The sequence below is a fragment of the Arenibacter echinorum genome (genome assembly GCF_003259375.1).
GTDB classification, from domain to species: Bacteria; Bacteroidota; Bacteroidia; order Flavobacteriales; family Flavobacteriaceae; genus Arenibacter; species Arenibacter echinorum.
This window is the reverse complement of record NZ_QLLN01000008.1, coordinates 62,168-85,109: the sequence shown is the minus strand read 5'-3', so window position 1 is coordinate 85,109 and position 22,942 is coordinate 62,168. Positions and strand designations below refer to the sequence as shown.

The 22,942-nt window shown below is 39.2% G+C and carries 20 protein-coding genes; 7 read left to right on the top strand and 13 right to left on the bottom strand.

From position 1 onward, the window contains the following. Positions 1-62: 62 nt before the first annotated feature. From LV92_RS18865 to LV92_RS18850, 4 genes are all read left to right on the top strand, one after another. Complete coding sequence (locus LV92_RS18865; RefSeq protein WP_111625162.1) at positions 63-1,382, top strand: Gfo/Idh/MocA family protein; 1,320 nt, start codon at positions 63-65, stop codon at positions 1,380-1,382. Between the two features lie 319 nt (positions 1,383-1,701). Beyond that, positions 1,702-3,489, top strand: a complete 1,788-nt coding sequence (locus tag LV92_RS18860; protein WP_111625161.1) for an FAD-dependent oxidoreductase — start codon at positions 1,702-1,704, stop codon at positions 3,487-3,489. Between the two features lie 45 nt (positions 3,490-3,534). Beyond that, positions 3,535-4,650, top strand: a complete 1,116-nt coding sequence (locus LV92_RS18855; protein ID WP_111625160.1) for a hypothetical protein — start codon at positions 3,535-3,537, stop codon at positions 4,648-4,650. A 53-nt stretch (positions 4,651-4,703) separates the two neighbouring features. Then, positions 4,704-6,143 carry a carbon starvation CstA family protein gene (locus LV92_RS18850; protein WP_111625159.1) on the top strand — a complete coding sequence of 480 codons (1,440 nt, stop codon included), beginning with the start codon at positions 4,704-4,706 and terminating at the stop codon, positions 6,141-6,143. A 25-nt stretch (positions 6,144-6,168) separates the two neighbouring features. Here LV92_RS18850 and LV92_RS18845 read toward each other — a convergent pair whose 3' ends face one another. The 7 genes from LV92_RS18845 to LV92_RS18815 all read right to left on the bottom strand — a co-directional run bounded on the left by LV92_RS18845 (position 6,169) and on the right by LV92_RS18815 (position 12,627). Next, on the bottom strand, positions 6,169-7,221 hold the full coding sequence (locus tag LV92_RS18845) for a proline iminopeptidase-family hydrolase (RefSeq protein WP_111625158.1): 1,053 nt from the start codon (positions 7,219-7,221) through the stop codon (positions 6,169-6,171). Positions 7,222-7,503: 282 nt separating this feature from the next. Further along, a complete protein-coding gene (locus LV92_RS18840; protein ID WP_111625157.1) occupies positions 7,504-8,541 on the bottom strand; it encodes a methyltransferase in 1,038 nt (345 codons plus the stop codon). Positions 8,542-9,132: 591 nt separating this feature from the next. Beyond that, entirely contained in the window at positions 9,133-9,552 is a 420-nt protein-coding gene (locus LV92_RS18835; protein WP_394336286.1) for a RidA family protein, read from the bottom strand. A gap of 118 nt (positions 9,553-9,670) precedes the next feature. Further along, a complete protein-coding gene (locus LV92_RS21835) occupies positions 9,671-10,591 on the bottom strand; it encodes an ester cyclase (protein ID WP_170126360.1) in 921 nt (306 codons plus the stop codon). Between the two features lie 61 nt (positions 10,592-10,652). Further along, complete coding sequence (locus LV92_RS18825) at positions 10,653-11,087, bottom strand: hypothetical protein (protein WP_146613559.1); 435 nt, start codon at positions 11,085-11,087, stop codon at positions 10,653-10,655. 174 nt (positions 11,088-11,261) lie between these two features. Continuing rightward, on the bottom strand, positions 11,262-12,029 hold the full coding sequence (locus tag LV92_RS18820; protein WP_111625154.1) for a hypothetical protein: 768 nt from the start codon (positions 12,027-12,029) through the stop codon (positions 11,262-11,264). Positions 12,030-12,087: 58 nt separating this feature from the next. Beyond that, positions 12,088-12,627: an ester cyclase gene (locus LV92_RS18815; RefSeq protein ID WP_111625153.1), complete on the bottom strand. Its 540-nt coding sequence runs from the start codon at positions 12,625-12,627 to the stop codon at positions 12,088-12,090. 183 nt (positions 12,628-12,810) lie between these two features. Between LV92_RS18815 and LV92_RS18810 the strand changes: the two genes are divergently transcribed. The 3 genes from LV92_RS18810 (at position 12,811) to LV92_RS18800 (ending at position 16,504) form a co-directional block, all read left to right on the top strand. Beyond that, positions 12,811-14,763 (top strand): histidine kinase dimerization/phosphoacceptor domain -containing protein, encoded by a 1,953-nt coding sequence (locus tag LV92_RS18810; RefSeq protein WP_111625152.1) that lies wholly within the window; start codon positions 12,811-12,813, stop codon positions 14,761-14,763. Between the two features lie 2 nt (positions 14,764-14,765). After that, positions 14,766-15,500, top strand: a complete 735-nt coding sequence (locus LV92_RS18805; RefSeq protein ID WP_111625151.1) for a LytR/AlgR family response regulator transcription factor — start codon at positions 14,766-14,768, stop codon at positions 15,498-15,500. 215 nt (positions 15,501-15,715) lie between these two features. After that, a complete protein-coding gene (locus tag LV92_RS18800) occupies positions 15,716-16,504 on the top strand; it encodes a hypothetical protein (protein ID WP_170126359.1) in 789 nt (262 codons plus the stop codon). Positions 16,505-16,624: 120 nt separating this feature from the next. On the opposite strand, the gene rpiA is transcribed toward LV92_RS18800, so the two are convergent. The 6 genes from rpiA to LV92_RS18770 all read right to left on the bottom strand — a co-directional run bounded on the left by rpiA (position 16,625) and on the right by LV92_RS18770 (position 22,811). Next, positions 16,625-17,299: a ribose-5-phosphate isomerase RpiA gene (gene rpiA, locus LV92_RS18795; RefSeq protein ID WP_111625149.1), complete on the bottom strand. Its 675-nt coding sequence runs from the start codon at positions 17,297-17,299 to the stop codon at positions 16,625-16,627. 44 nt (positions 17,300-17,343) lie between these two features. After that, positions 17,344-17,952: an FMN-binding negative transcriptional regulator gene (locus LV92_RS18790; protein WP_111625148.1), complete on the bottom strand. Its 609-nt coding sequence runs from the start codon at positions 17,950-17,952 to the stop codon at positions 17,344-17,346. Positions 17,953-17,994: 42 nt separating this feature from the next. Continuing rightward, entirely contained in the window at positions 17,995-18,837 is an 843-nt protein-coding gene (locus LV92_RS18785; protein ID WP_111625147.1) for an endonuclease/exonuclease/phosphatase family protein, read from the bottom strand. Between the two features lie 130 nt (positions 18,838-18,967). Continuing rightward, positions 18,968-20,242: a DEAD/DEAH box helicase gene (locus LV92_RS18780; protein ID WP_111625146.1), complete on the bottom strand. Its 1,275-nt coding sequence runs from the start codon at positions 20,240-20,242 to the stop codon at positions 18,968-18,970. Between the two features lie 71 nt (positions 20,243-20,313). Continuing rightward, positions 20,314-21,870: an NAD(P)/FAD-dependent oxidoreductase gene (locus LV92_RS18775; RefSeq protein WP_111625145.1), complete on the bottom strand. Its 1,557-nt coding sequence runs from the start codon at positions 21,868-21,870 to the stop codon at positions 20,314-20,316. A 74-nt stretch (positions 21,871-21,944) separates the two neighbouring features. Further along, positions 21,945-22,811, bottom strand: a complete 867-nt coding sequence (locus tag LV92_RS18770; RefSeq protein ID WP_111625144.1) for an AraC family transcriptional regulator — start codon at positions 22,809-22,811, stop codon at positions 21,945-21,947. Between the last annotated feature and the right edge of the window lie 131 nt (positions 22,812-22,942).

The window sequence follows — 22,942 nt, the reverse complement described above, 5'->3', positions numbered from 1 at the left end:
AAAGTTGGTGCTTTTTTGTTATAAAATTTTGTACATTAAGGTCTTATTAAATCTATAATTCCATGATTCAGAATAGAAGAAAATTCATAAAAAAAGGTTCCCTGTTAGCTATGGGCACAGGAGCGGCATTCTTATTTCCTATGGAGCTTTTGGCTTCCATTAGAAGGAATATTAGTCCGAACGATAAAATTGGTGTAGGGTTGATAGGTTGCAATGGTATGGGCTTTAGCGATTTGACTTCCATGCTTAAAATGAGTGAAATTGAGGTTGTGGCTCTGTGTGATGTGGATGATAGTGTTTTAAAAAAGAGAACGGCTGATTTGGAAAAAGCAGGAATAAAAAAGCCGAAGTTATACAAGGACTATAGAAAATTATTGGAGGATAAGGATGTAGATGTGGTAATAATTGGAACCCCCGATCATTGGCATTGCCTACAGCTTTCCGATGCCGTTAAAGCTGGCAAGGATGTGTATTGTGAAAAACCTTTGGCCAATTCCATAGAGGAATGCAATCTTATGTTAAGTTCTGTACAGGCAAGTAATAGAATGGTACAAATTGGCCAATGGCAAAGGAGTCAGCCCCATTTTGTGGATGCCATAGATTTTGTCCATTCGGGAAAATTGGGTGAAATTCGTTTGGCGAAAGCGTGGGCCTATCAGGGTTGGATGGGGTCTATCCCTGTTTTGCCGGATACTGCCGCTCCTGCCGGAGTCGATTATGATATGTGGTTGGGACCTGCACCCAAGAGACCGTTCAATACCAATAGGTTCCATTTCAATTTTAGATGGTATTGGGATTATGCCGGAGGGTTAATGACAGATTGGGGAGTGCACCTCATGGACTATGCACTATATGGAATGAAGGCCAACACTCCAAAATCGGTGATGGCTTTGGGAGGTAAGTTTGCCTATCCCAATGATGCTTCAGAAACTCCGGATACCTTGCAGACCGTTTATGAGTATGATGGTTTTTCCATCTTATGGGAACATGCCACAGGGATAGATAATGGTAATTACGGACGCAATCACGGAATCTCGTTTATTGGTAATAATGGCACCCTTGTTTTGGACCGTAATGGTTGGGAGGTAATTGCCGAAAAGGATAAGATGCAAAGCATAACTTTACAACAAAACCAAGGCAACGGTCTGGACAAACACACCGTAAATTTTATTGAGGCGGTAAAATCCCGTGATGCTTCCCAATTAAAAGCCCCATTAAAAGTGGGATATGATGCGGCATTGGTCTGCCATATGGGAAATATCGCTTTTAAAACAGGTAATAGGATATACTGGGACAATTATTCCGGACAGTTTTCGGATGATGCTTCAAATGCATTGATAAATGCCCATTACCACAACGGTTGGGAGTTGCCCAAGGGATAATAAAATCATCTAGATTTAGATACTTTGGGTTGTGGACATGTTGATCGGGTTTTGGCTTGCCAACTGCCTTTATTTTGAACGTTATGCCGTGGAATAAGTGAATTGAATCAATTTCTTCTTTATTTTTTTTCTTCAATTTTTGGTATAATTTATAGTCTATTTGGATCAGGATTGATGTCGATAAGGATTGAAAGGAAGGGCTCACAATTGAAGTATCAGCAAAATTTTGTCTAATTTACCCGGGAAATAGAGTCGAAATTTGAGATCCAATTGTCTCTATGACAAACACGTGTTTTTAAAAAAATTAAAATAAATTTTTATGAAATATTTAGTTCTGATTTTGTGCTTCTTCGGTATAAATTTTATGATATCCCAAGATTTGTTACTGGAAGCGGAAAGTTTTGACGAAAAAGGGGGGTGGGTCGTTGATCCTCAATTCATTGAACAAATGGGTTCTTCCTATCTCTTGGCCCATGGCATGGGTGTACCTGTGGAAAATGCGCAAACCCAGGTAAATTTCAAAAAGAATGGCGAATATAAGGTTTGGGTACGAACCAAGAATTGGGTACCGGGAGAATGGGAAGCACCGGGAAAATTCCAGATAAAAGTAAATGGCTTAGTGTTGGAAAATACACTTGGTCTCCGTTCTGGATGGGGTTGGGAATATGCCGGAGCTGTCCAGATAACGAATAAAAAGAATACTTTGGAACTTGTAGACCTTACAGGTTTTAATGGTCGATGTGATGCCATCTATTTTACTACATCTGACATTGAACCACCTTCATCCGTGAAAAAGTTGGCTACTTGGAGGAAAACTGTAGTTATGGAGCCGTTGGCACCCAAAATCACCAAGAAATATGATTTAGTTGTTGTAGGTGGAGGGATTGCTGGTTGCGCAGCGGCTATAGCGGCAGCAGAGCAAGGGCTTCAGGTCGCGCTAATTCACGACCGACCTGTTTTGGGAGGTAACGCCAGTAGTGAAATTAGGGTACATACTCTGGGTATATATGGCAATTTTGAACGGATCCTAAAAAAGTTGGATACGGAACATTATCCCAATGGCTCTCCCGAAGCACATAAGGACCAAATTAAAAGGGATAACAATGTAAAAAGTTACGAGAATGTTTCCCTCTTTTTAAATTGGAGGGCCTATGATGCAAAAGCTGTTGAAAATAAAATAAGCTATGTGGATGCGCGTCAAACTGCATCAGCGGAAAGTATTCGCTTTGAGGCCCCGCTATTTGTCGATTCAACCGGAGATGGTTGGATAGGTTTTTGGGCCGGAGCAGAATTTTCTTATGGTAGGGAAAGTGTAGATCAATACGGGGAAGAATGGAAAGAGCATGGGGAATTATGGAGTCCGAAACAGCCAGATAATGCCGTGATGGGATCTTCCGTACTTTGGCGTTCCTACGAGGCGGAAGAAGTGGCAGAATTTCCAGAGGTACCTTGGGCAATGCCAGTGGCTAGAGATTATGCCAAGGTGAAAGGGGAATGGCAGTGGGAGTTTAGCCGTAATGATCTTAATCAAATAGACGATGCCGAGGAAATCCGCGATCATATGTTAAGGGCTATATATGGTTCTTTTGGTAACGCGAAAAAACTACCTGAAAATGCCAATCGAAAATTGGAATGGGTATCTTATTTAGTTGGTAAACGCGAATCCCGCAGATTGGTCGGGGATTATATTTTTACATTGAACGATGCCAAATCTGGCCGCACTTTTCCCGATGGCGTTGTTGAGGAAACCAGGGAGGTAGACGTACATTATCAGACGGTGTTGGAGGATGAGAAAAATCCTGACTTTATTTCTGAGGCCCTTTTTTATAAGACCCCTAAATATTATATCCCTTACCGAAGCTTGTATTCCAAAAATATAAGTAATTTATTTATGGCCGGAAGAAATTTCAGTACCAGCCATGTTGGCCTGGGTGGACCTAGGGTGATGAGAACCACGGGTCAAATGGGTGCAGCTGTTGGTTTTGCTGCCTCCCTTTGCAAAAAGTACGACGTTAATCCGAGGGATATTTATACAGGATATTTGGATGAATATATGAATCTTATCGAGGAACAAAAATATACGCCTATCCCAGATTCAAAGAAATAGTTTTTTAAGCACATCTTGTTCCGTGAAAGAAGTATGTAAATCATCATGAAGATAATAATAGCTGTCATACTATTTAGTGGATTGGGGCTTGTTTGGATTCAAAAAACAGACGTTATTCCTACTAGTGTTTCCCAAAATAAAACGCTGAGCAATAAACCGGAGTTCTTTGTAATGGAATGGCGGGAGGGTATGGTGTTAGAAAATAAACCAACTCCATTTTTTATTGAGGTAGAGACTATGGGCAATCAGAATGTTGATATCCTTGTTACCGCGCATGATAGACCAGTACTTTATACCGCTGATATTTGCACGCCAGTATGTGCAGATGGCGAATGTAGGTTAATGTATATTACAATTTATTGGAATTTATTAGGAGCGTATGCGGGTTATGATAAGGTGGAGGGCCAGACATTGACAAAACATGACCATGTGGAATTCTTGAAACAGGATTATGAAAAATTGCACCATTTATTAATTGATGACAATTCAATTCTGAAAAGAAAGAAAATTGATGAGTTGGTTTTAAAACCAAAGGAGTCCGAATTGGATGGTGTAGATGCCATAGCGGGTGCCACAATAGCAGAGGTAAAGGAATCTGTGGTAGATGGGGCGCTCTATTCCTGTTATGTTGCTTGGAATATTGCACATGGACCAATTAAGGCAGAGCTACAGGAATATACCACCTCCAATTTCGATAATAAATTAAAGGGTTACATGCTCATGAGCAGCGAGGTGGATTATCAAATGTATGCCCTTAATTCTTTGAGCGAATCGGAGTATTTTGATTATAAGGATCGAATAGTACAAATCTTTAAATCAGGTATTCCCTTGGTACGTACTTATATTGTACAAAATCTTCCTAAATTGTTCTGGGAAAGCGAAAGCTTACAAAGACCTTTTTGGGAGAGCTTTGCCGAGGTTGATATAAATAATAGAAGCTTGTTGTTGAATCATATTCAGGAAGCTCCGATTGAGGTTTTATTGTTATTGGCCAGCAATTTGGAGCTAATGACAAAAAATCAGTTGAAATTATATCTTTCGGCCATTGAAAATATTGCAATGACCAACCCTGATATTAACGCACAGCTTTTACGCTTTGCCGAGTCGGGTAAACATACATACGCTTATATTGTAGCCGAATTTTTGGAGGAGATGGAATAGGGGCGGCAGGGGTATAACGTTTGTGATAAAATTAAAATTATAAAATTTTTTAGATGATATCATTCTTATTATCAATTGGAGCTTTAATACTTGGCTATTTTACTTACGGGAAATTTATGGAACGGATATTCGGGGTGGATAAGGATAGAGAAACCCCTGCAGTTCGACTTCGGGACGAGGTTGATTTTATGACCTTGCCCACTTGGAAGGTCTTTCTGATACAATTCTTAAATATAGCTGGCTTGGGACCTATTTTTGGTGCCATTGCCGGGGCGATGTTTGGGCCTGCCGCATTCTTGTGGATCGTATTGGGCAGTATATTTGCTGGTGCGGTGCACGACTATTTTTCCGGAATGTTGTCCATAAGGCATGATGGGTTGAGTATTAGTGAAGTGGTGGGCATATATCTTGGTCCCACAGCAAAACAGTTTATGCGTCTTTTCTCGGTAGTACTTTTAATATTTGTTGGGACCGTCTTTTTGGTTGGTCCAGCAAAAATAATCGATGGAATGACGGGGAATATGTGGAACGTTTGGATTTGGGTAGCCATTATTTTGGTTTACTATGTTCTGTCCACTTTATTGCCTATAGATAAATTAATAAGCAAGCTCTACCCAATATTTGGAGTAGCAATGTTGCTTATGGCGATAGGACTGCTAATTGCTCTATTTTTCGGGGATTACCATATTCCTGAATTGGTTCCCAGTAATTTAAGAAATATGACCAATGATCCTGAGGCAACACCTTTGTTTCCCATTCTCTTTATAACTATTGCCTGCGGTGCCATTTCTGGATTTCATGCCACCCAATCCCCACTAATGGCGCGTTGTATGAAGAACGAAGCCCAAGGAAGGAAGATATTCTACGGTACAATGGTCACAGAGGGCATAGTAGCCTTGATTTGGGCCGCTGCCGCTATGACATTTTTCGGTAATGTGGAAGGTTTAAACGGCGCTATGATTGCCAATAACAACAATGCAGCTTGGGCGGCCAATGAAATATCGCTTAACATGCTGGGTCAAATTGGGGGAGTGCTGGCCTTATTGGGAATTGTTGCAGCCCCTATAACTTCTGGCGATACTGCCTTCAGATCTGCACGCTTAATACTTTCCGATATATTTAAGTCCAACCAAAAGAAAATAGTGAACAGGCTTCTTATTAGTTTGCCGCTATTTGTTATCGCATTTGTTCTTACTCAGATCGATTTTGGAATTATATGGCGCTATTTTGCATGGAGCAACCAAACCTTGGCGATGATCGTGCTTTGGACCATAACCGCCTATTTAATTTATGAAAACAAGGCCTATTGGGTTACCCTTTTGCCTGCCATTTTTATGACAATGGTATGTAGTACGTATATTTTAATTGCCCCGGAAGGTTTCCAATTGCCAAACGAAATTTCTTATATAGGAGGTACACTAATAACCTTGACCATTACTATTGCTTTTTGGGTATACACCTCACAAAAGAAAAAAGTCTTTGTTGGGGCATGAGGCAGAAATTTTTCATAATTGTATTTTACTTCATAACGCTGTTGTCCACATCTTTTATAAATTTTATTAAACCATTGAAATAGGTTTTTTGGTCATCGTATTGCGATAAATGGCTGCCATTTGGACATAACAAAAATTGACCCTTGGGTAATTCTTTGGACATCCATTCCATATATTTTGGATCCATGGTATCATGGGTAGCACCGATGACTAAAGTGGGTACTGTTATGCTCTTCAATCTTTTGGAAACATCCCAACCCTTTAAGGAGGCATTTCCAGTAACCCCAAATTCACTATAGCCTTGCATAAAGACATATATATTGGGGTTGAGGTGGCCCATGGCCCTATTTATGGATTCTGGCCATTGATCCATAGGCATTCTTAAGAAATGTTCGGTGTAGTAATACTCTGTTACCAATTCTGAATATTTAGGATTTTCAAAATCATTATTGGCCTCCATATTCTTTATTTCCTTATAAACTTCAGGGGGTAGTTGTGGACCAAGGACTTCAGCAGCATATTTCTCATATTCCGGGATGCTGGCCATCATATTGGAAATAATAAGACCTTTTAAATTATTCTGATATTGCAAGGCATACTCCATTGCCAGAATGCCTCCCCATGACTGCCCCATCAAATAGAAGTTGTCCTTATTTAAATTTAATGCTTTGCGGACCTGTTCCACTTCCTCAACAAAATGTTCCGTTGTCCACAGGGTGGAATCATTTGGTTTGTCACTGTAATAGGAGTCCAATTGATCGTAATAAATATATTCAATTTCTTCTTTTGGTAAATAACCATCAAAACATTCAAAAAATTCGTGTGTACCACCCGGACCGCCATGAAGTAATAACACTTTCATCTTTGGATTGTTACCAACCCTTTTTGTCCATACCTTAAAAGTGCCTTTGGGGGTGGTAATCGGTATCATTTTTATTCCACCTGTAAATTGATCATCGCTTTTGGAGTAGTCCAAATAGGTCGAGGTGTTCACTGAGTCACTTTCCGATGACTGTTTCTCGGCACATGAATTTAAAAGCAATATAGAAATGAGTGCGTAGAGATGTATTGTTTTCATATATGTAATTTTATTTTAAATAGTAGACTGCAATTTTTTGGCATAGGTAAATGGAATCATTTTATATTATATGAAGTTAATTGGGGTAATACCAAATGGTCATATCACGGTGATCTTCCTTTCTACTAGAAAGCCCTAACTAAAATCAAACACATTGAAATAATCTTGAGGTGCTCAAAACCAATTATTTAGGCACTCCTAAAAATAATCCTTTTTCGTGAATAGCATTTTATTAATTTCACAGATACGGTATACATCTAATTATGCAATCCAGATCGATCCTTATTTTATAGCAATGCCTGCGCTCGATGGCCCAGCTAAGGGAATGATACTTGTCTTAACAAACCCAGCTTCCTTGGCAAGCCCGTCAAAATCCGAAGTCGATATATCGTACCCTTCCGGCGTTTCGATAAGCATGTTGAGGGACATCAGCAATCCAAAGGCATTTTTTCGACGATCGTCATCGATAAGATTTTCGATTACCACAAAAGCACCTCCTTTGGGAAGGGCATTATAGGCTTTTTTAACAAGCATTTTTTTGTCCTTGGTTCCCCAGTCATGTAAGATTTGACCCATAGTAATCACATCGGCTTTTGGGAAATTGTCCGTAAAAAAGTCCCCAGAAACCACCTTTACCTTATCACCTAGGCCCATGGCATCTAAATTTTCTTGGGCAATGGGCGACACCGGGGGCAGGTCGAACGTGGTACATTGCATATGTGGGTTTTTCATTGCCACATGGGCAGAAAGAGTTCCTCCCGAGCCTCCAATATCACACAGAGTTTTGTAATTGGAAAAATCGAATCCATTGGCAAAAGCTATAAAATTTCCCATTTGTACGCCGGTCATCGCACGTATAAATTCCCGCAATTTGTCGGGATCGGCATAGATGACCTCAAAAGGGGATTGTCCACCATCCTTGGCTTCATTTTGTTGCAAGCCTGTTTTTAGACCGTCCTCCAAATTGTTCCAAAAGGGGTACAAACGGTTGTTGCACATTTCTAAAATTCCACCTATGTAGCTGGGTTTGTTCTTGTCCAGAAATAGATCAGTATCCTCTGCATTACTGTAAAGAGCACTTTCCTTTATTCCTTTTCTTTTTAAAAAGCCCATGGCTACCAAAGCATCCAAAAAATCATATAGGCTTCGTGAGTGCAGACTAAGTTTGGTTTGAATTTCATTGCCGGATAATTCCCGTTTGGCCAAAATGGTAAAAAGTTCCATATTCACCGCAGTGAGCAAAGTTTTGGTTCCGAAAAACCCTGTGCCTACCTGCATAATTTTTGAGGGATCTACTGTAATCTGAGCTGCTACTTCCATAATTGATCGTTTTTAGAAATTTGTTAACTGTGCAATGGTTTCTTTTTTCAATTTTAAAATATCATGTTAAAGATAATTAGGTGTATTATCCATGTTGTTAGTATTAGAAGGTATGGCCGGTAATTCTTTTTATTTTTTTTATCGTAAAAATCAGCCCAATAAGAATCAAGTAGATTATTCCGTATTGTATATTTTAGGTCATAGGCTCTGAACATCCGAAAATATGTGGCCCAATTCGTCCGATTGTGGCCCCGAGAAAAATCATCGCAGTCGAGAGGTATTAGGCACTTATATCTTTTAATATAGGTCTCGACTTCGCTCGACCGGACAACATCAACCTATACAATTCATTAGTAATTAAGAATCAATCGAACTCACGTTGTTTATTTGTGATATTTATTCAATGCATCATTTAGTTGTTGGGTGTCCAAATATTGTTGAAAACCTATAACTTTTCCATCTTTAAGCGTCCAAAAATGGGCCGCCTGGGCAAATGGGTATTCGAATAACATTTTCCAAAAGCTATTATATTTGTCGGATGCCCGTAGAGCACTGTTAACTTGATTATGATTATTATGATTTGTCTTAAAATTATTCCGCTTTATGCACTTCCAATTCAATTTCTATCAAAAACTCAGGTAGAGCTAACTCCTTAACACCTAGCCATGAACCTGTTGGGAATTGATTTTTATAAATTTCATTTCTATAGCCGGCAACTTCCAAAAATTTTGGCATATCGGTGGTGAAGACATTTTCTACCACTACATTATCAAAGGTGCATCCATAGTGGGCTAGGACCTTTTCCAAATCGGAATAACAGTTTTTCATTTGCTGTTCAAAATCACCTATTGCGGTCGGGTTGCCTTCATCGTCCATACTCACTGCTCCGGAAATCTTTATTTCATTCCCAATTTTTACCGCATGTGAGTAGCCATAGGCCTTCTCTACTTCAGGACGCAATAGAAAATATTCGGGGATTTCTTTTTCAACCGTAATCGCAGGTTGATCCATAGCTTCAACCGCGGTTTTGTCCTTACAGTTTAGGCTCATTCCTATTAGGAAAAGTAGTAGAATTCCTATGGTAAATTTTTTTTTTTTGATCATTGTGGTATTAGCTTTGGTGGTTTTTTTATTTCGGCATGGGCATAGAATATCCCAATTGTTCGTAAACTACTAGATTGTCATAAAAGGCGTCTTCGCGTGCAGCTTTTCCTTCGGTGTCGAACATCCACACACTAAAACCGTGGGTTTCAATTTTTTTGTTGGTAGGAGGATTGCCCATGAATTCCCCTTTGTTGGTGCCGGTACATGTCCAGTTGAGGTAGGCTTTATTGCCATCAATTACTGTTTTGTCCAAGTTTACCTTAAAATCAGGAAAAGCGCTGTGGTAAATATCCATAAAGTCTCCGTAATCGGATTGTTTTTTGGCGATGGTGACCCCATTGGCTGTTCTCGTCACATTTTTGACCAAATTTTCATACATTAATTCCTTGTCGTTTGCATTCCAAGCTTTGGTCACATTATCTATAGTTGCCTGAATGACCTTTTCATCGGCAGACATACTGTTTTTCATCTCCATTTCCTGAAGGGCCATTACTACCGCTGTGGGATCCCACATCCCCACTTCCCGAACAATTTTGCCATCTACAAATTGATATGTTAAGTGTACAGGGATATTGACTACTTGACCATTTCCAGCAAGGGTACCCTGCCAATCCAACCAACAATTTACCCAAGTTTCCCCATCATCGGTAAGTACCATTTCATATTCTTGGTCCTTATCTAGAAAGCTTCTTTGGGAATAAGCCAATTCTGCTTGCTTATGGAATTCTATGGCCTCTTTAGGAGTTATGGGGTTATCCTTGCTATTATAATATGTCTTGGAGGTATCGGCATAAATATTCGTGTCATAGGTTTTATTATTGTAATTGCCTATCAATTGCTTAACTGTATTAATTTGGGGGGAATCCTGGGTGTAACGTTCCGGTCCTTTCTCCTGACAGGCCGTTATGAAAGCTATTGCTAGCCCAATTATAATCAGTTTTTTCATGATGTTATAGGATTAGTGGACCGGATAAGCTTCTTATTACATATCCGATCAGGATTCTCTACTACTTTTTCATTAATTCCGGATTTTCTTGATAAATCTCGTCAGAATGGGTAACAACGTATTTATTCCATGACTTAAAAAAGGCATTGCGATCCTCTTCTTTGGGCCAAGCTTTGTCGATCAAATCATTCTGCATATTAGCAGCGGCATCAATATCGTTCCAGGAGGCATATTCACTAATAATTACCAAATCCCGTAAGTCTCCACCAGATATATGATGTAGCACCCTTTCACTGATGACCTTATCATTCTTGAAGGATATTTTTTCAGAAAAATCTTTTAAAAGTCCATTGAGCTCGGCCCTGGTTCCATTTTCAGGTATGCTTAGCTTCCAAGTGGTTACAGTGAAATAGTTTCCCTCTTGTGCAGATCCTGTAGTGGGAATAAATAGAGCAACGATCATTAGTGCTCCGATAATTGATTTCATAGTTTTCATACTGTTGTTTTTATTTGTTATTATTCTCCTTTTTCTTGTTTTAAAACAGGTAGGGGGGCTGTAGTAATGGTTTGGTCTATTTTCTTTAGGAAATTGCTAATTCAAATTGAAAATCTGCAAACTACTGGTTACCCTAAGATTTCTTTGAAACCTTGTGCCTACCTGTTTATGAATTTAATTTGATGGGGTATAAGCCAGGTCTGGATGCATTTGTCCAGTCTCTGTTTCGTATTTCAGGACATAACTGAACATTTCATCAAAAAGTTTTTTCCCTTCTTCACCCAATAAGGCTTCGTTTTCCTTGGATTTTTTAGCATAGTCCTCTGCGTCTACTGCCGAAATTACAGCCAGATAGTAATCTCCCATATTACCAAATCCGTTGTGGTATATGCGATAGTACTCCTTGGATCCTTTAGAAGTATATAGGGCTTTTAATTCTTTTAGTTTTCCTTTGAGGTTTTGGATGTTGCTCGGGGTAACGTGTAAGAAATGCCATTTTCTGTAGTTCTGACCCTCGGTAGTTGTGCTAATGCCTTCGGGCATATAAGTGAGTTCCTTGTTTAAATAGATTATATAATCCCCATGTTTGTCATAACATTCATTGTACCGCTTAAAAAGATTTCTAAAAGCATCCTCTCCCATTTTTTCCGCTAAGGGAGCCATGACGTTCTTGTCCAGTTCCGCCATATTTTCTATAGGGGAAATGTTGAAGTACCTTCCGGAGTCGGTGGAGCCTACCTGCCAGCTCATGTCCTGAAGATTATGTTTTATACAGGCTTCTTTGAAATCTTTTGAAACCATGTCATAATCATGGATTTTAGAAGGCTTCACCTGATCTTCATGAATGTAATAGGCTTGGTTTTTTTCAGCTTGTGCCGTGCCAATCAATGGTACTAGCACTGCTACCATTGCAATAAAAATGGTTTTTCTTAGTGTTCTCATGATAATTGTTGTTTTTATGGTTTAGATATTTATTTTACAGGGGAGTTCATATGTTGAGCTATTTAAGATTAGGTGCTACTAGGGAGTACCCCATTTGCTGTAAAAATTCCAGTTCATTGTAAAAAATATCTTCTCGGTATATTCTACCCTCCTCATTAAAATAGAGATGTGAAAATCCATTTATTTTTACTTTCTTACCTGTAGCCATTACCTCCGCAAATTGGCCTGTATTGGTCCCTGAAAATATCCAGTCAACATACCCTTGGTTATCACAAACAAGGCTATTTTTCAATTTTATATTATAGTCTGGGAATCCAGTGCCATATAGGTTAAATTTTGCTTTTAACTCTCTTTTATTGGTAACCATGGGTATTCCGTTCATATTTCGTAAAAAATCTTCGGTTACCAGACTATCAATTTCTTTTTCACCCTTAGGGTTCAGATAGGCTTTTATAGTTGTTTCCAGTTTATTTTTAGTAGCGACCATACTTTTGCTGCTGGACATTTCAATGGTTTCTTTGCGATCTTTAACCTGGTTGTTTTTACATGAAATACAACCTATAACCATAAAAATTAAAAATATTATTGGTGATTTCATGTCTTTCAAATAACTACATACCTTGAACTAATTAATAGGATTCTATAAGGATTATCAATTTGATTGGGACGGAGTCCTTGTTTTAATGTCCGAACAACTAGTTTTATTTAGCCTGTGATTAATGCCAATAATATTGTATCTTGATCATCCCCGGATTTTTATGGTATATCATTGTTTAAAAAGATGGGCAAACATTACTTCATAGCAATTTTCGTCAGTATACTTAGCTGCTCTTTGCTATTTGGTCAACTCATAAACTTTAATCGAGAGACACCCTATGAAAAGGTATTTGTAGATACTGATAATTTTGGGGCTTCCTACCTGCAACATTTGGAGAATTTTTATGCACTTGCTCCTACGGATACCCTACAGTTTAACATTCTTAACGACTTGGCTTATTATTGGCATACACGTAATTTAACAAAGGCCTTAAATTTTACGGAGGATGGATTAAAGTGTACCTTGGCAAAAGGAGATATGCTATGGCACGGTAGATTTCAAATTACCCAAGGTGCCATTCTATTGCGAATGGAAAAACTGGATGAAGCCCAAGCCGTTTTGGAAGAGGCCAAAGCTAAAGTCTTGACCAAAGACCTACCTTTTTTAAATACGCAATTGGGCTATGTTTATGAACGTCGGGGGCAGCTCGGAAAGGCTGCCGATTATGTTATGGAAGCACTGAGATTAGGGGAGGAATTAAATGATAAAAGGGCTATAGCCCTTGCATATAGCGACTTAGGTAATATTTTCTGGAAACAAGAAAAATATGATAAGGGTTTAAAATACGGTATTAAATCCATCGTCATTTTTGAAGAAAGGGGCATAATTGATCTGGATTATGATTTTACCCTGTATGTGGTGGCCAACAACTTTTTAAAACTTAATAGATATGACGAAGCCCTAAAATATTACGAACATTCCTTGGCCATAGGTGAGCGCTACGGATTCTATAATAATTTAAGTGATGTATATATTTCCCTTGTAGATCTCTATGCCTATTTGGGCCAGTACAAAAAAGCGGAAAGTGCCGGTGCTAATGCGGTTAAATACGCGGAGTTATTGGATAATGACTTTATGCTGATGCGTTCTTGGCTATCTATTGGGAAACTGCAAAACCTCCAGGGAAAATATAGATATGCCATAGAAAGTCTTCAGAAGTCACTGGAAGTGGCTACGGCTGAATTCGGAGATGAATACTATTTGAGTCAGGTTTATGAAGCCCTAGGAAAGGCTTACGCCGGGGACCATGATTATATGGAGGCCTATAAGGCATTTTCCAAGTATGATGGGCTAAAAAAGGAAATATTTACAGCAGAATCCGATCAACGAATAGCTCTGCTGCAAACCGAATTTGAAGTTGCACAGAAGGAGGACACCATACTTCTCCAACAGGGTACCATCCGTAAGCAAAAGAGCAATCAGATGTTAACTTCTACTATCACGGGATTATTATTGTTTCTCTTGATCGTGGGCTTTGTAGCTATTAGAATTAACCGTAGGAAGAATAAACTACTTCAACAACAAAACCAGGAAAAGGAATTTCTTATTAAGGAAATCCATCACCGGGTAAAGAATAACCTCGAGGTGGTCTCCAGTTTGCTTTCACTCCAATCTACCCATATAGAGGATAAAAAAATTAAGGAGAATATGCACCAAATCCAAAATCGGATTCAGAGCATGAGTATGATCCATCAAAATTTGTATCAGGGAAAGAATTTAGGAGGCATTGCGATGAAAAATTATTTCAAAATCTTAGGGGATTATGTATTGCAATCCTACGGTGCGGGACAAAAAATAGTTATGGTTTATGACATGGAGGAGATAGAACTAAATGTAGACATAGCAACCCCTATAGGGTTAATAGTTAACGAGTTGATTACGAATTCTTTAAAATATGCCTTTCCCAATAGTCTTACTGGTGTAATCACAATTAGTTTGGTCCAGAAGCCTGCACATTTGGAACTCACTGTTACGGATAATGGTATAGGTATCAATAAAGGAAATCAAACCCATGGTACAGGATTTGGTACCCAATTGATATCGTTATTAACCAAGCAATTGGATGGTAAAATGGTTCTTCATCAAGATAAAGGGACTTCGGTTTCTTTCGAATTTCAACACCATAAAGCAGCTTAATTATGGAACAAAAGACCCGTATTTTAATTGTAGAAGATGATATGATCATCGCTGCCAATATTTCTTTGCAGCTCTCCAATTTGGGTTATGAGGTAATGGGGATTGAAACTAGGGGAGAGGAGGCAATTTTACATGCCACCGCCAATTGTCCAGATATTATATTGTTGGATATTAACTTAAGGGGCAATATAAACGGTATTGAGGCAGCCGAACAAATTCAGAAATACAAAAGGATTCCCATTATCTATCTCACGGCCAATAGTGACGAGGCTACTTTTGCCAAGGCCAAGGCTACACGCCCCCATGCATTTATTTCAAAACCATTTAATAGTATAAATCTGCAGCGCACAATTGCCTTGGTAGTTGATCAAATAAAGGATAATGATATGGATACCAATGAGGTATCTGAGAATTTGGAGATGCTTTTGGATCGAATTTTTGTTAGACATAATGGAAAAATGGTAAAACTGCTTCTGGATGATATTTTGTATATAGAAGCGGATAGAAATTATAGTAATATAGTCACTTCAACAGGAAATTATTTGGTGAGCACTACCCTCAAAGTGGTGGAAAATGAAATGAAAAACCATATGTTTCTTAGGGTCCACAGATCTTATATGGTCAATATTTCCAAATTGGATGTGGTTGCTGATAATCATTTGGAAATAAACAGGAAAGTTATTCCCCTTAGTAAATCCTTTAAGGAGAATCTAATGAAGCATTTGCATACCATTTAGTTTAGTTAATTCTAAGCTTGGTAAATTTAAGTTTGTATACGGACATTAGTAGCCTTCATTCGTCCTAACCTCCTACATAAATTGGGGTTTATAGATTAATATAATACGATATACGGTTCAAGCCAACCTTATGTCCAAATTCGCTTTTGGGTATTATTGCAATGTAGAGTTAATAATCTCGAAAGAACTTTATTAATCCATAACACCTTATTATTATGAAAAATTTATTAATCCTTATCGCATTATTGATGGTGGGCAACATGAGTGTGGCCCAAGAAAAATTGTACCTGCTTTTTGAGTTTATGCAAGTAGACAATGAGCAGGAAATGGAGTATAGCGCAACTGAAGAGTTTTGGGAGAAAATTCAGGCCCAGCGAGTTAAAGCTGGGGATATTGCTGGTTGGGATCTATGGTCCCTTTACCCAGGGGGCGAGATGCAAGACTTCCAATATCTCACGGTAACTGTTTATGACGATCCCGTAAAGATGATGGATGGTAGCAGTTGGGTACATCTTATGGATAGGGCTAAGGCCGCCTATCCCAGCATGTCCGAAGCAGATCTTAATAAAAAATTAAACCACTCCTCGGCAACCCGGGACTTGGCTGTTAGAATATTTTCAGAGGAAATTGCCGTAACCAAAGGAGATTTTGATATGCCAATAGGTACAGTAGCCCAAATGGATATGATGAAGGTAGGTTTAATGGATTATGATTCTTATGAAAAAGCGGAGATGGAAATATTTCAGCCGATCCACCAAAAAGTTGTCGATACAGGAGGTAAGGCCAATTGGGGCCTAATACGGTTTATTTCTCCAATAGGAAGTGATACCTATGCTTCACATATGACCGTGAGTATGTTCAAGGATTACAAGCAGGCCTTGAACCAAAATATTAATTGGGGTGAGGGGGCAACGCCGGCCTCCACCAAAGCAATGCAGGATGCCATAGCGCTAAGGGATATGAAATATGTTTATATGGCCAATTTGATCAGAAAAGTCCGGTAAACATTGACCATAGTTTGTCGGACCAAATAAAAAAAACCTATAATGTCGACATTATAGGTTTTTCTTTTGAAAATTTCTAGTTATTGGGAAAGGTAGGTATATAAAAATGTTTGTGCCTACTTATTTCTTTAGGGTAATGGTGGTTTCTCCCTGTCCTATTATTATGATATCTGCCATATCTAAAAATAGACCGGTTTCTACAACACCCGGAATTTGTTTTAGTTTGGTCTCCAATAATTGGATATTTGAAATATGTTCAATATTGAGGTCCAAAATAAAGTTGCCCTCATCGGTAACAAAATTTTCACTATCCTTTACTCTTAATTTTGGCTGTAGCCCCATTTTTTGAAGCGACTGCTCAATTTTTTTGGTAGCAAAAGGAATGGTTTCCACGGGCAGTTTAAAATCGCCCAACCTTTTTACTTCTTTCTGGGAATCTGCAATAATAATGACCAAATCGGAATTATAGGTCAATATTTTCTCCCTTAATAGGGCGCCACCCCCTCCTTTTATAAGTTGCATATAGGGATCAAATTCATCGGCACCATCAATATATAAGTCTATGGCGCTGGTTTTTTCCAAGGTAGTAAGGGGAATTCCCAATTCCATTGCCAATTTCTTGGTGTTTTCGGAAGAAGGCACGCCAACTATTTCCAGTCCGTTTTTTACTAGTCTGCCCAATTCCTTAACCATGTGGGCTGCAGTGGAGCCCGTTCCCAAACCCACGGTCATCCCACTTTTAACATATTTTACGGCTTCTATGGCTGCAAGTCGTTTTTCATTATCCAGGTTCATATCTCTATTAATTGTGTAAAAGAATTTTAAATACTATTCTGTTGTTATTTTTTTTGTTTTATCATGTTGGCAATTTCATGGGCACCCGGATTATTGGTCTTTTGTAATTCCTCTATTATTTTTGGATGGTCCTCCGGCCTTGTTTGCGATAACTTATAAGTTGCCTGAATATCTGAAATGTTGATTTGGAATCCAACAATACCCTTAATTTGTCTCATGGTTTTGTGGGATAGATTATGGATCGAAACCGGATTGGCGGATGCCTTTTCGTATTTGTCCACCAATTTATGCAGGGAATCCAAGACCACTTCATCATTTAGTATTCGTATTTTACCGTAGACGTGTACTGCAATATAGTTCCAGGTCGGTACTTCCTCCTCCTTATACCAGGACGAGGAGACGTAGCTATGCGGACCATTAAAAATAGCTAAGACCTCTTCATTTTCCATGAATGATTTCCATTGGGGATTGGCCTTGGAGATATGACCGACCAATATGTCCTTTCCTTCTGCATCCGTATCCAATTCCAATGGGATATGTGTGGCCCAAGACCGTCCATCGATTTGGTTGATCAAAATGCCAAAGCTGTTTTGCATTAGGAATTCCCGAACTTCATCCAGGTTTTCGTTTCTATAATGGGATGGGGTGTACATGTTCTATGTTATGCTTTAGTGGTCAAATACTCTAAACCCGATTTAATCCTTTACGGTCATCAAAACGGGCAAATGGTCCGAAATATGCATGTTATTGGGCATTCTGTCATCAATATGGGTATAGGACAGGACGTCAATATTATTTACAAAGATATAGTCTATTCTATTTTCCATAATTCTGTCCTGATCAAAACCATTAAAAGTACCTTTGGGCCCGTAGAATGGTTTCCTCGAAATTCCCATGGCATCTGTTAGGTTCTTTTTTAAGAACTGTATAGGCTCGGTGTCTGGGGTTAAATTTAGATCTCCCATTAAGATTGCAGGAAGGTCGGAGGTGTTTATTTCTTTAATCTTTTTATAAATGAGTTGGGCAGAATTTATTCTGGCCTGCATTCCCCTATGGTCGAAATGTGTATTGAAAACATAGAATTGTTTTTGGGTCTTTACATTTTCAAACAGGGCATAGGTGCAGATTCGCTCCATAGAGGCATCCCAACCCACCGATACTTTTTCTGGGGTTTCGGATAACCAAAAGGTATTCGTTTTTAGCACTCTGAATTTATAGCTGTTGTAAAAAATTGCCGAGTATTCTCCCTTTTGTTGCCCATCGTCCCGACCGACTCCTACATAGGAATAACCATTGAGGGCATTGTTCAAATAATCTACCTGATGGTGCAGGCCCTCCTGAATACCTATAATATCGGCATCATAGTGTTGAATTAGTGAGGCCAATGAAGCCTTGCGTTTGTTCCAATTATTGATAGTGTCAGAAGTATTGTCGTACCTTATATTAAAACCGATAAAATTGGTGGTTTGGGAAAATGAGCTTTTTGGAATAATAAAAAGGGTCAAGCCCATTAATATGGTACTAAGTATATTTTTCATAGGATATTTATTTTAGACTTTAAGAGTAAATCTTTTAAAAGAATAAATATCCTGAATTTTTTAAATACCTACTAATCCTTTGTAGTATATATCATCAAAATAAATGAAAAAAGGGAACTGATATTTAGTATCAATCCCTTTTTGGTCTATTGTTTCTGTTTCTGCTATGGTTGTTATTTCTACCCCCTCTAGGATTGGAATGTCCTGTCCTTTGTTTTTGTCTATTGTTGTGATGTTTTTTCTCTTCCAAGGGTATCTCTTCCGATCCATCATCCACAAAAGGGTGGTCCGTAATAACGGGTACCTGCTGGTTTATTAATTTTTGAATATCCTTTAGATAAGGTCGCTCTTCAGCATCACAGAACGATAGTGCAACCCCACTGGCACTTGCCCTACCTGTTCTGCCAATTCGATGGACATAAGTTTCCGGAACGTTGGGCAGGTCATAATTGATCACCAAGGAAAGTTCTTCCACATCTATTCCTCTAGCCGCAATATCGGTTGCAATTAGGACCTTTAATTCCCCATCCTTAAAATCGCCCAGAGCTTTTTGACGTGCATTCTGTGATTTATTGCCGTGAATGGCATCGGCCTTAATATCGGCCTTGGCCAATTGTTTTACTATTTTGTTGGCACCGTGTTTGGTACGTGAAAAAACAAGGGCCGAATCATTGGGATCCTTTTCCAAAAGATGGATCAATAAGTTTGGTTTATTTTTTTTGGTAACAAAATAAACGCCCTGTTCCACTTTTTCAGCTGTAGCCTGTTGGGGTTTAATGGTAACACGGTCAAAATCGCCCAATATTTTTTTGGATAGTTCCACTATAGCCGGTGGCATGGTAGCGGAAAAGAAAAGGGACTGACGATTTTGCGGTAGTTTGGCAATAATCTTTTTGATATCATGGATAAAACCCATGTCCAACATTTGATCGGCCTCATCCAATACGGCATATTTTATATCCTTTAGGGAAATAAATCCTTGATTCATTAAATCCAATAACCTTCCTGGGGTAGCTATAACTACATCCACTCCCTTTCTAAGGGCATCTGTTTGTCTTCCCTGCTTTATTCCTCCGAAAATCACAGTATTCCTTATTCCTGTAAATCTGGAATATGAGGTAAAACTCTCGCCAATTTGGATGGCCAACTCCCTTGTTGGGGTAACCACTAAGGTTCTAATTTTTCGTTGTTGCTTATCGGCTTCCTTGTCCATTACCATTTGTTGAATGATCGGAATGGAAAACGCCGCCGTTTTACCGGTTCCTGTTTGCGCGCAACCCAATAGATCCTTACCCTTAAGCAATATGGGAATGGACTGTTCTTGTATTGGGGTTGGATTTGTATAGCCTTCAGCCGTCAAGGCTTTTAGGATAGGCTCAATAATACCTAATTCTTTGAATGTCATGTAGTATGTAAAATAAGCGGCAAAGGTAGGGGATTAGTTTGGATAAACCGTTTAAATCAAAAAAATAGACCTTAGAATCCAGCAGCAGCGGCCTCTGCACATCGTTCCCCGTCCATAGCTGCCGACACAATGCCACCAGCGTAACCTCCACCTTCCCCACAGGGAAAAAGTCCCTTTAATTCCGGATGTTCCAAGTTTTCATTTCTTGGAATATTAACAGGGGAGGAGGTTCTTGATTCTACCCCCACAACATTGGCCTCCACAGTGTAATAGCCCTTCATTTTTTCACCAAAGGCGGTAAAACCCGAACGTAGCCTACTGCCAATCAGTTTGGGTAAAAGCGAATGTAGAGGGGCCGATTTCAATCCCGGCTGATATGAGGTAGGGTTTAGATCGTTGGACAGTTTGCCTTCCACGAAATCGGTAAGTCGCTGTGCAGGTGCAGTTTGTGTACGTCCACCTGAAGTAAAAGCAAGTCGCTCCAAATCCTTTTGGTATTCCAAGCCCTTCAATGGGCCAAAGTGCTCGTATTTGTGAATATCGACGTCCACATTTATTTCCACTACAATACCAGAGTTGGCAAATAGGTTATTTCTTTTGGAGGGCGACATACCGTTGACGACTACTTCTCCCGGCGCGGTTGCCGCGGGAACTATAAATCCACCCGGACACATACAAAAGGAGTATACGCCTCTATCCTTCACCTGTTCTACCAGACTATAGGAGGCAGCAGGGAGCAATTCGTTCCGTTGTCCTTTACAGTGGTACTGAATACTATCTATAATATGTTGAGGGTGTTCTACCCGGACACCCATGGCAAATGACTTGGCCTGTAAGGCGATTTTTTTGTCGTTGAGCAAATAATAGATATCCCGGGCAGAATGGCCTGTAGCCAAAATAACCCTCTCCGCCGGCATTTCGGAACCATCTTGCAAAACAATGGCCTTTATGGCGCTATTGGCAATGGTAAAATCGACCACCTTGGTTTGAAAGTGTATTTCCCCTCCATATTTTATAATGGTCTCCCTTATATTTTGCACTAGCTTGGGCAATTTATTGGTACCTATATGTGGATGTGCATCTATAAGTATTTGTTCGGTTGCGCCGTGGTAGACCAAATTTTCAAAGATTCGACGTACATCCCCTCTTTTAAGACTTCGGGTGTACAATTTTCCATCGGAATAAGTACCGGCACCTCCTTCTCCAAAGCAGTAATTGGAGTCTTCATTGACTATGTGGTCCCTATTGATAGCCTTCAGGTCCCGTCTTCGGTCTTTAACATTTTTACCCCTTTCAAGGACTATGGGCCTATATCCCAATTCGATACAGCGCAGAGCGGCGTACATTCCGGCGGGTCCAAAACCTATGATATGTATTTTTTTTGCTTTGGAAACATCTTTGTAATCAAAATTGTACTCCTTGATTTTAGGAGCAGGTTCATTGATGTAAACCGAAACCTTATAATTGAAGTAAATGGTGGATTTACGAGCATCGATCGATTTCCTAAGCACGTTTACCATTGAAATTTCCTCCATGGGAATTCCCAAATATTTTGAAGCTTTCTTTCTTAGGATATCATCTACCGATTCTTCCAATAAAGTGGTCCTGAGCTGAATGTTTCTTACCATAGCGCAAAATTACTTTAATTAAAGTAATTATTTATTCAAAAAAAACACGACCGGCCATTGTGTTCTAGGTTTGTTTATGAGCTATACTCCTTTTTATAGGACAACGGGGTTCTCTTAGTAATTGCCTTAAACTGTTTGTTGAAATTGGACAGTGTTTGAAAACCGCTCTCGTAGCAGGCCTGACCAATATTCATTTTATCTTCGATCAGTAATTTGCAGGCGTATCCAATTCTAATTTCACTTAAAAATTCAGAAAAGGTCTTGTTCGCATGGATCTTAAAGTATCTGCTAAAGGAGGTAGGGGTCATATTGGCCAAAGAGGCCACCGTGCCCAATTCTATTTTGTTTTTGAAATTCTTCATAACATAGGCGTGTACATTGTTCATCCTTTCCGTATCCCCTTCCTTTAAAGAGTTGGTATAGCCCGGACTGGCCAGTACAGTGCTTTCAGTGGTGTTGGCAAGGCAGTTTAGAATTTTGAAAAGCTCAAGAACACTCTCCATGCCTTCAAGATGTAAAAGGTTGTTGATCATGCCGCGAATGTTGTCCGCTGTTCTACCCGTTACATCCAGGCCCCGCAAGCTCTTTTGGAACAATTGCCTTAGCTTGATCATTTCTTCCTTTTGCAATAAACTTTTGCCAATAAAATCGTCGTGAAAGTAAACTACGATTCCCTCGGACCATAAATTTTCCTCAACAGCGTACCCTTCATTGTCGCTACGCCACATATGGGGTAAATTTGGCCCTGTAAAGGTGATATCCCCTTCTTTAAAATGCTTTACGTGGTCACCAATAAATCGGGTGCCACTACCTTTTAAAACCATAAATAGTTGATATTCCGGGTGGAAATGCCAAATAGGGTCAAAATTGGGTTGTCGCAACAATTTGGCAACAAAGGCGTGGGAGTTGGGAATGGGCGATTTTTGTAATGCAGATTTCACTAACGGGCAAGGGTTTTATTCTCCAAAAATACAGTTGTCAATCTTGGGTATGTATCTAAAGGATTGTAATTATTTGTCAATAAATATAGGTAAAATTCATAATCAATGATATAATACAGTCAATTGTAGAT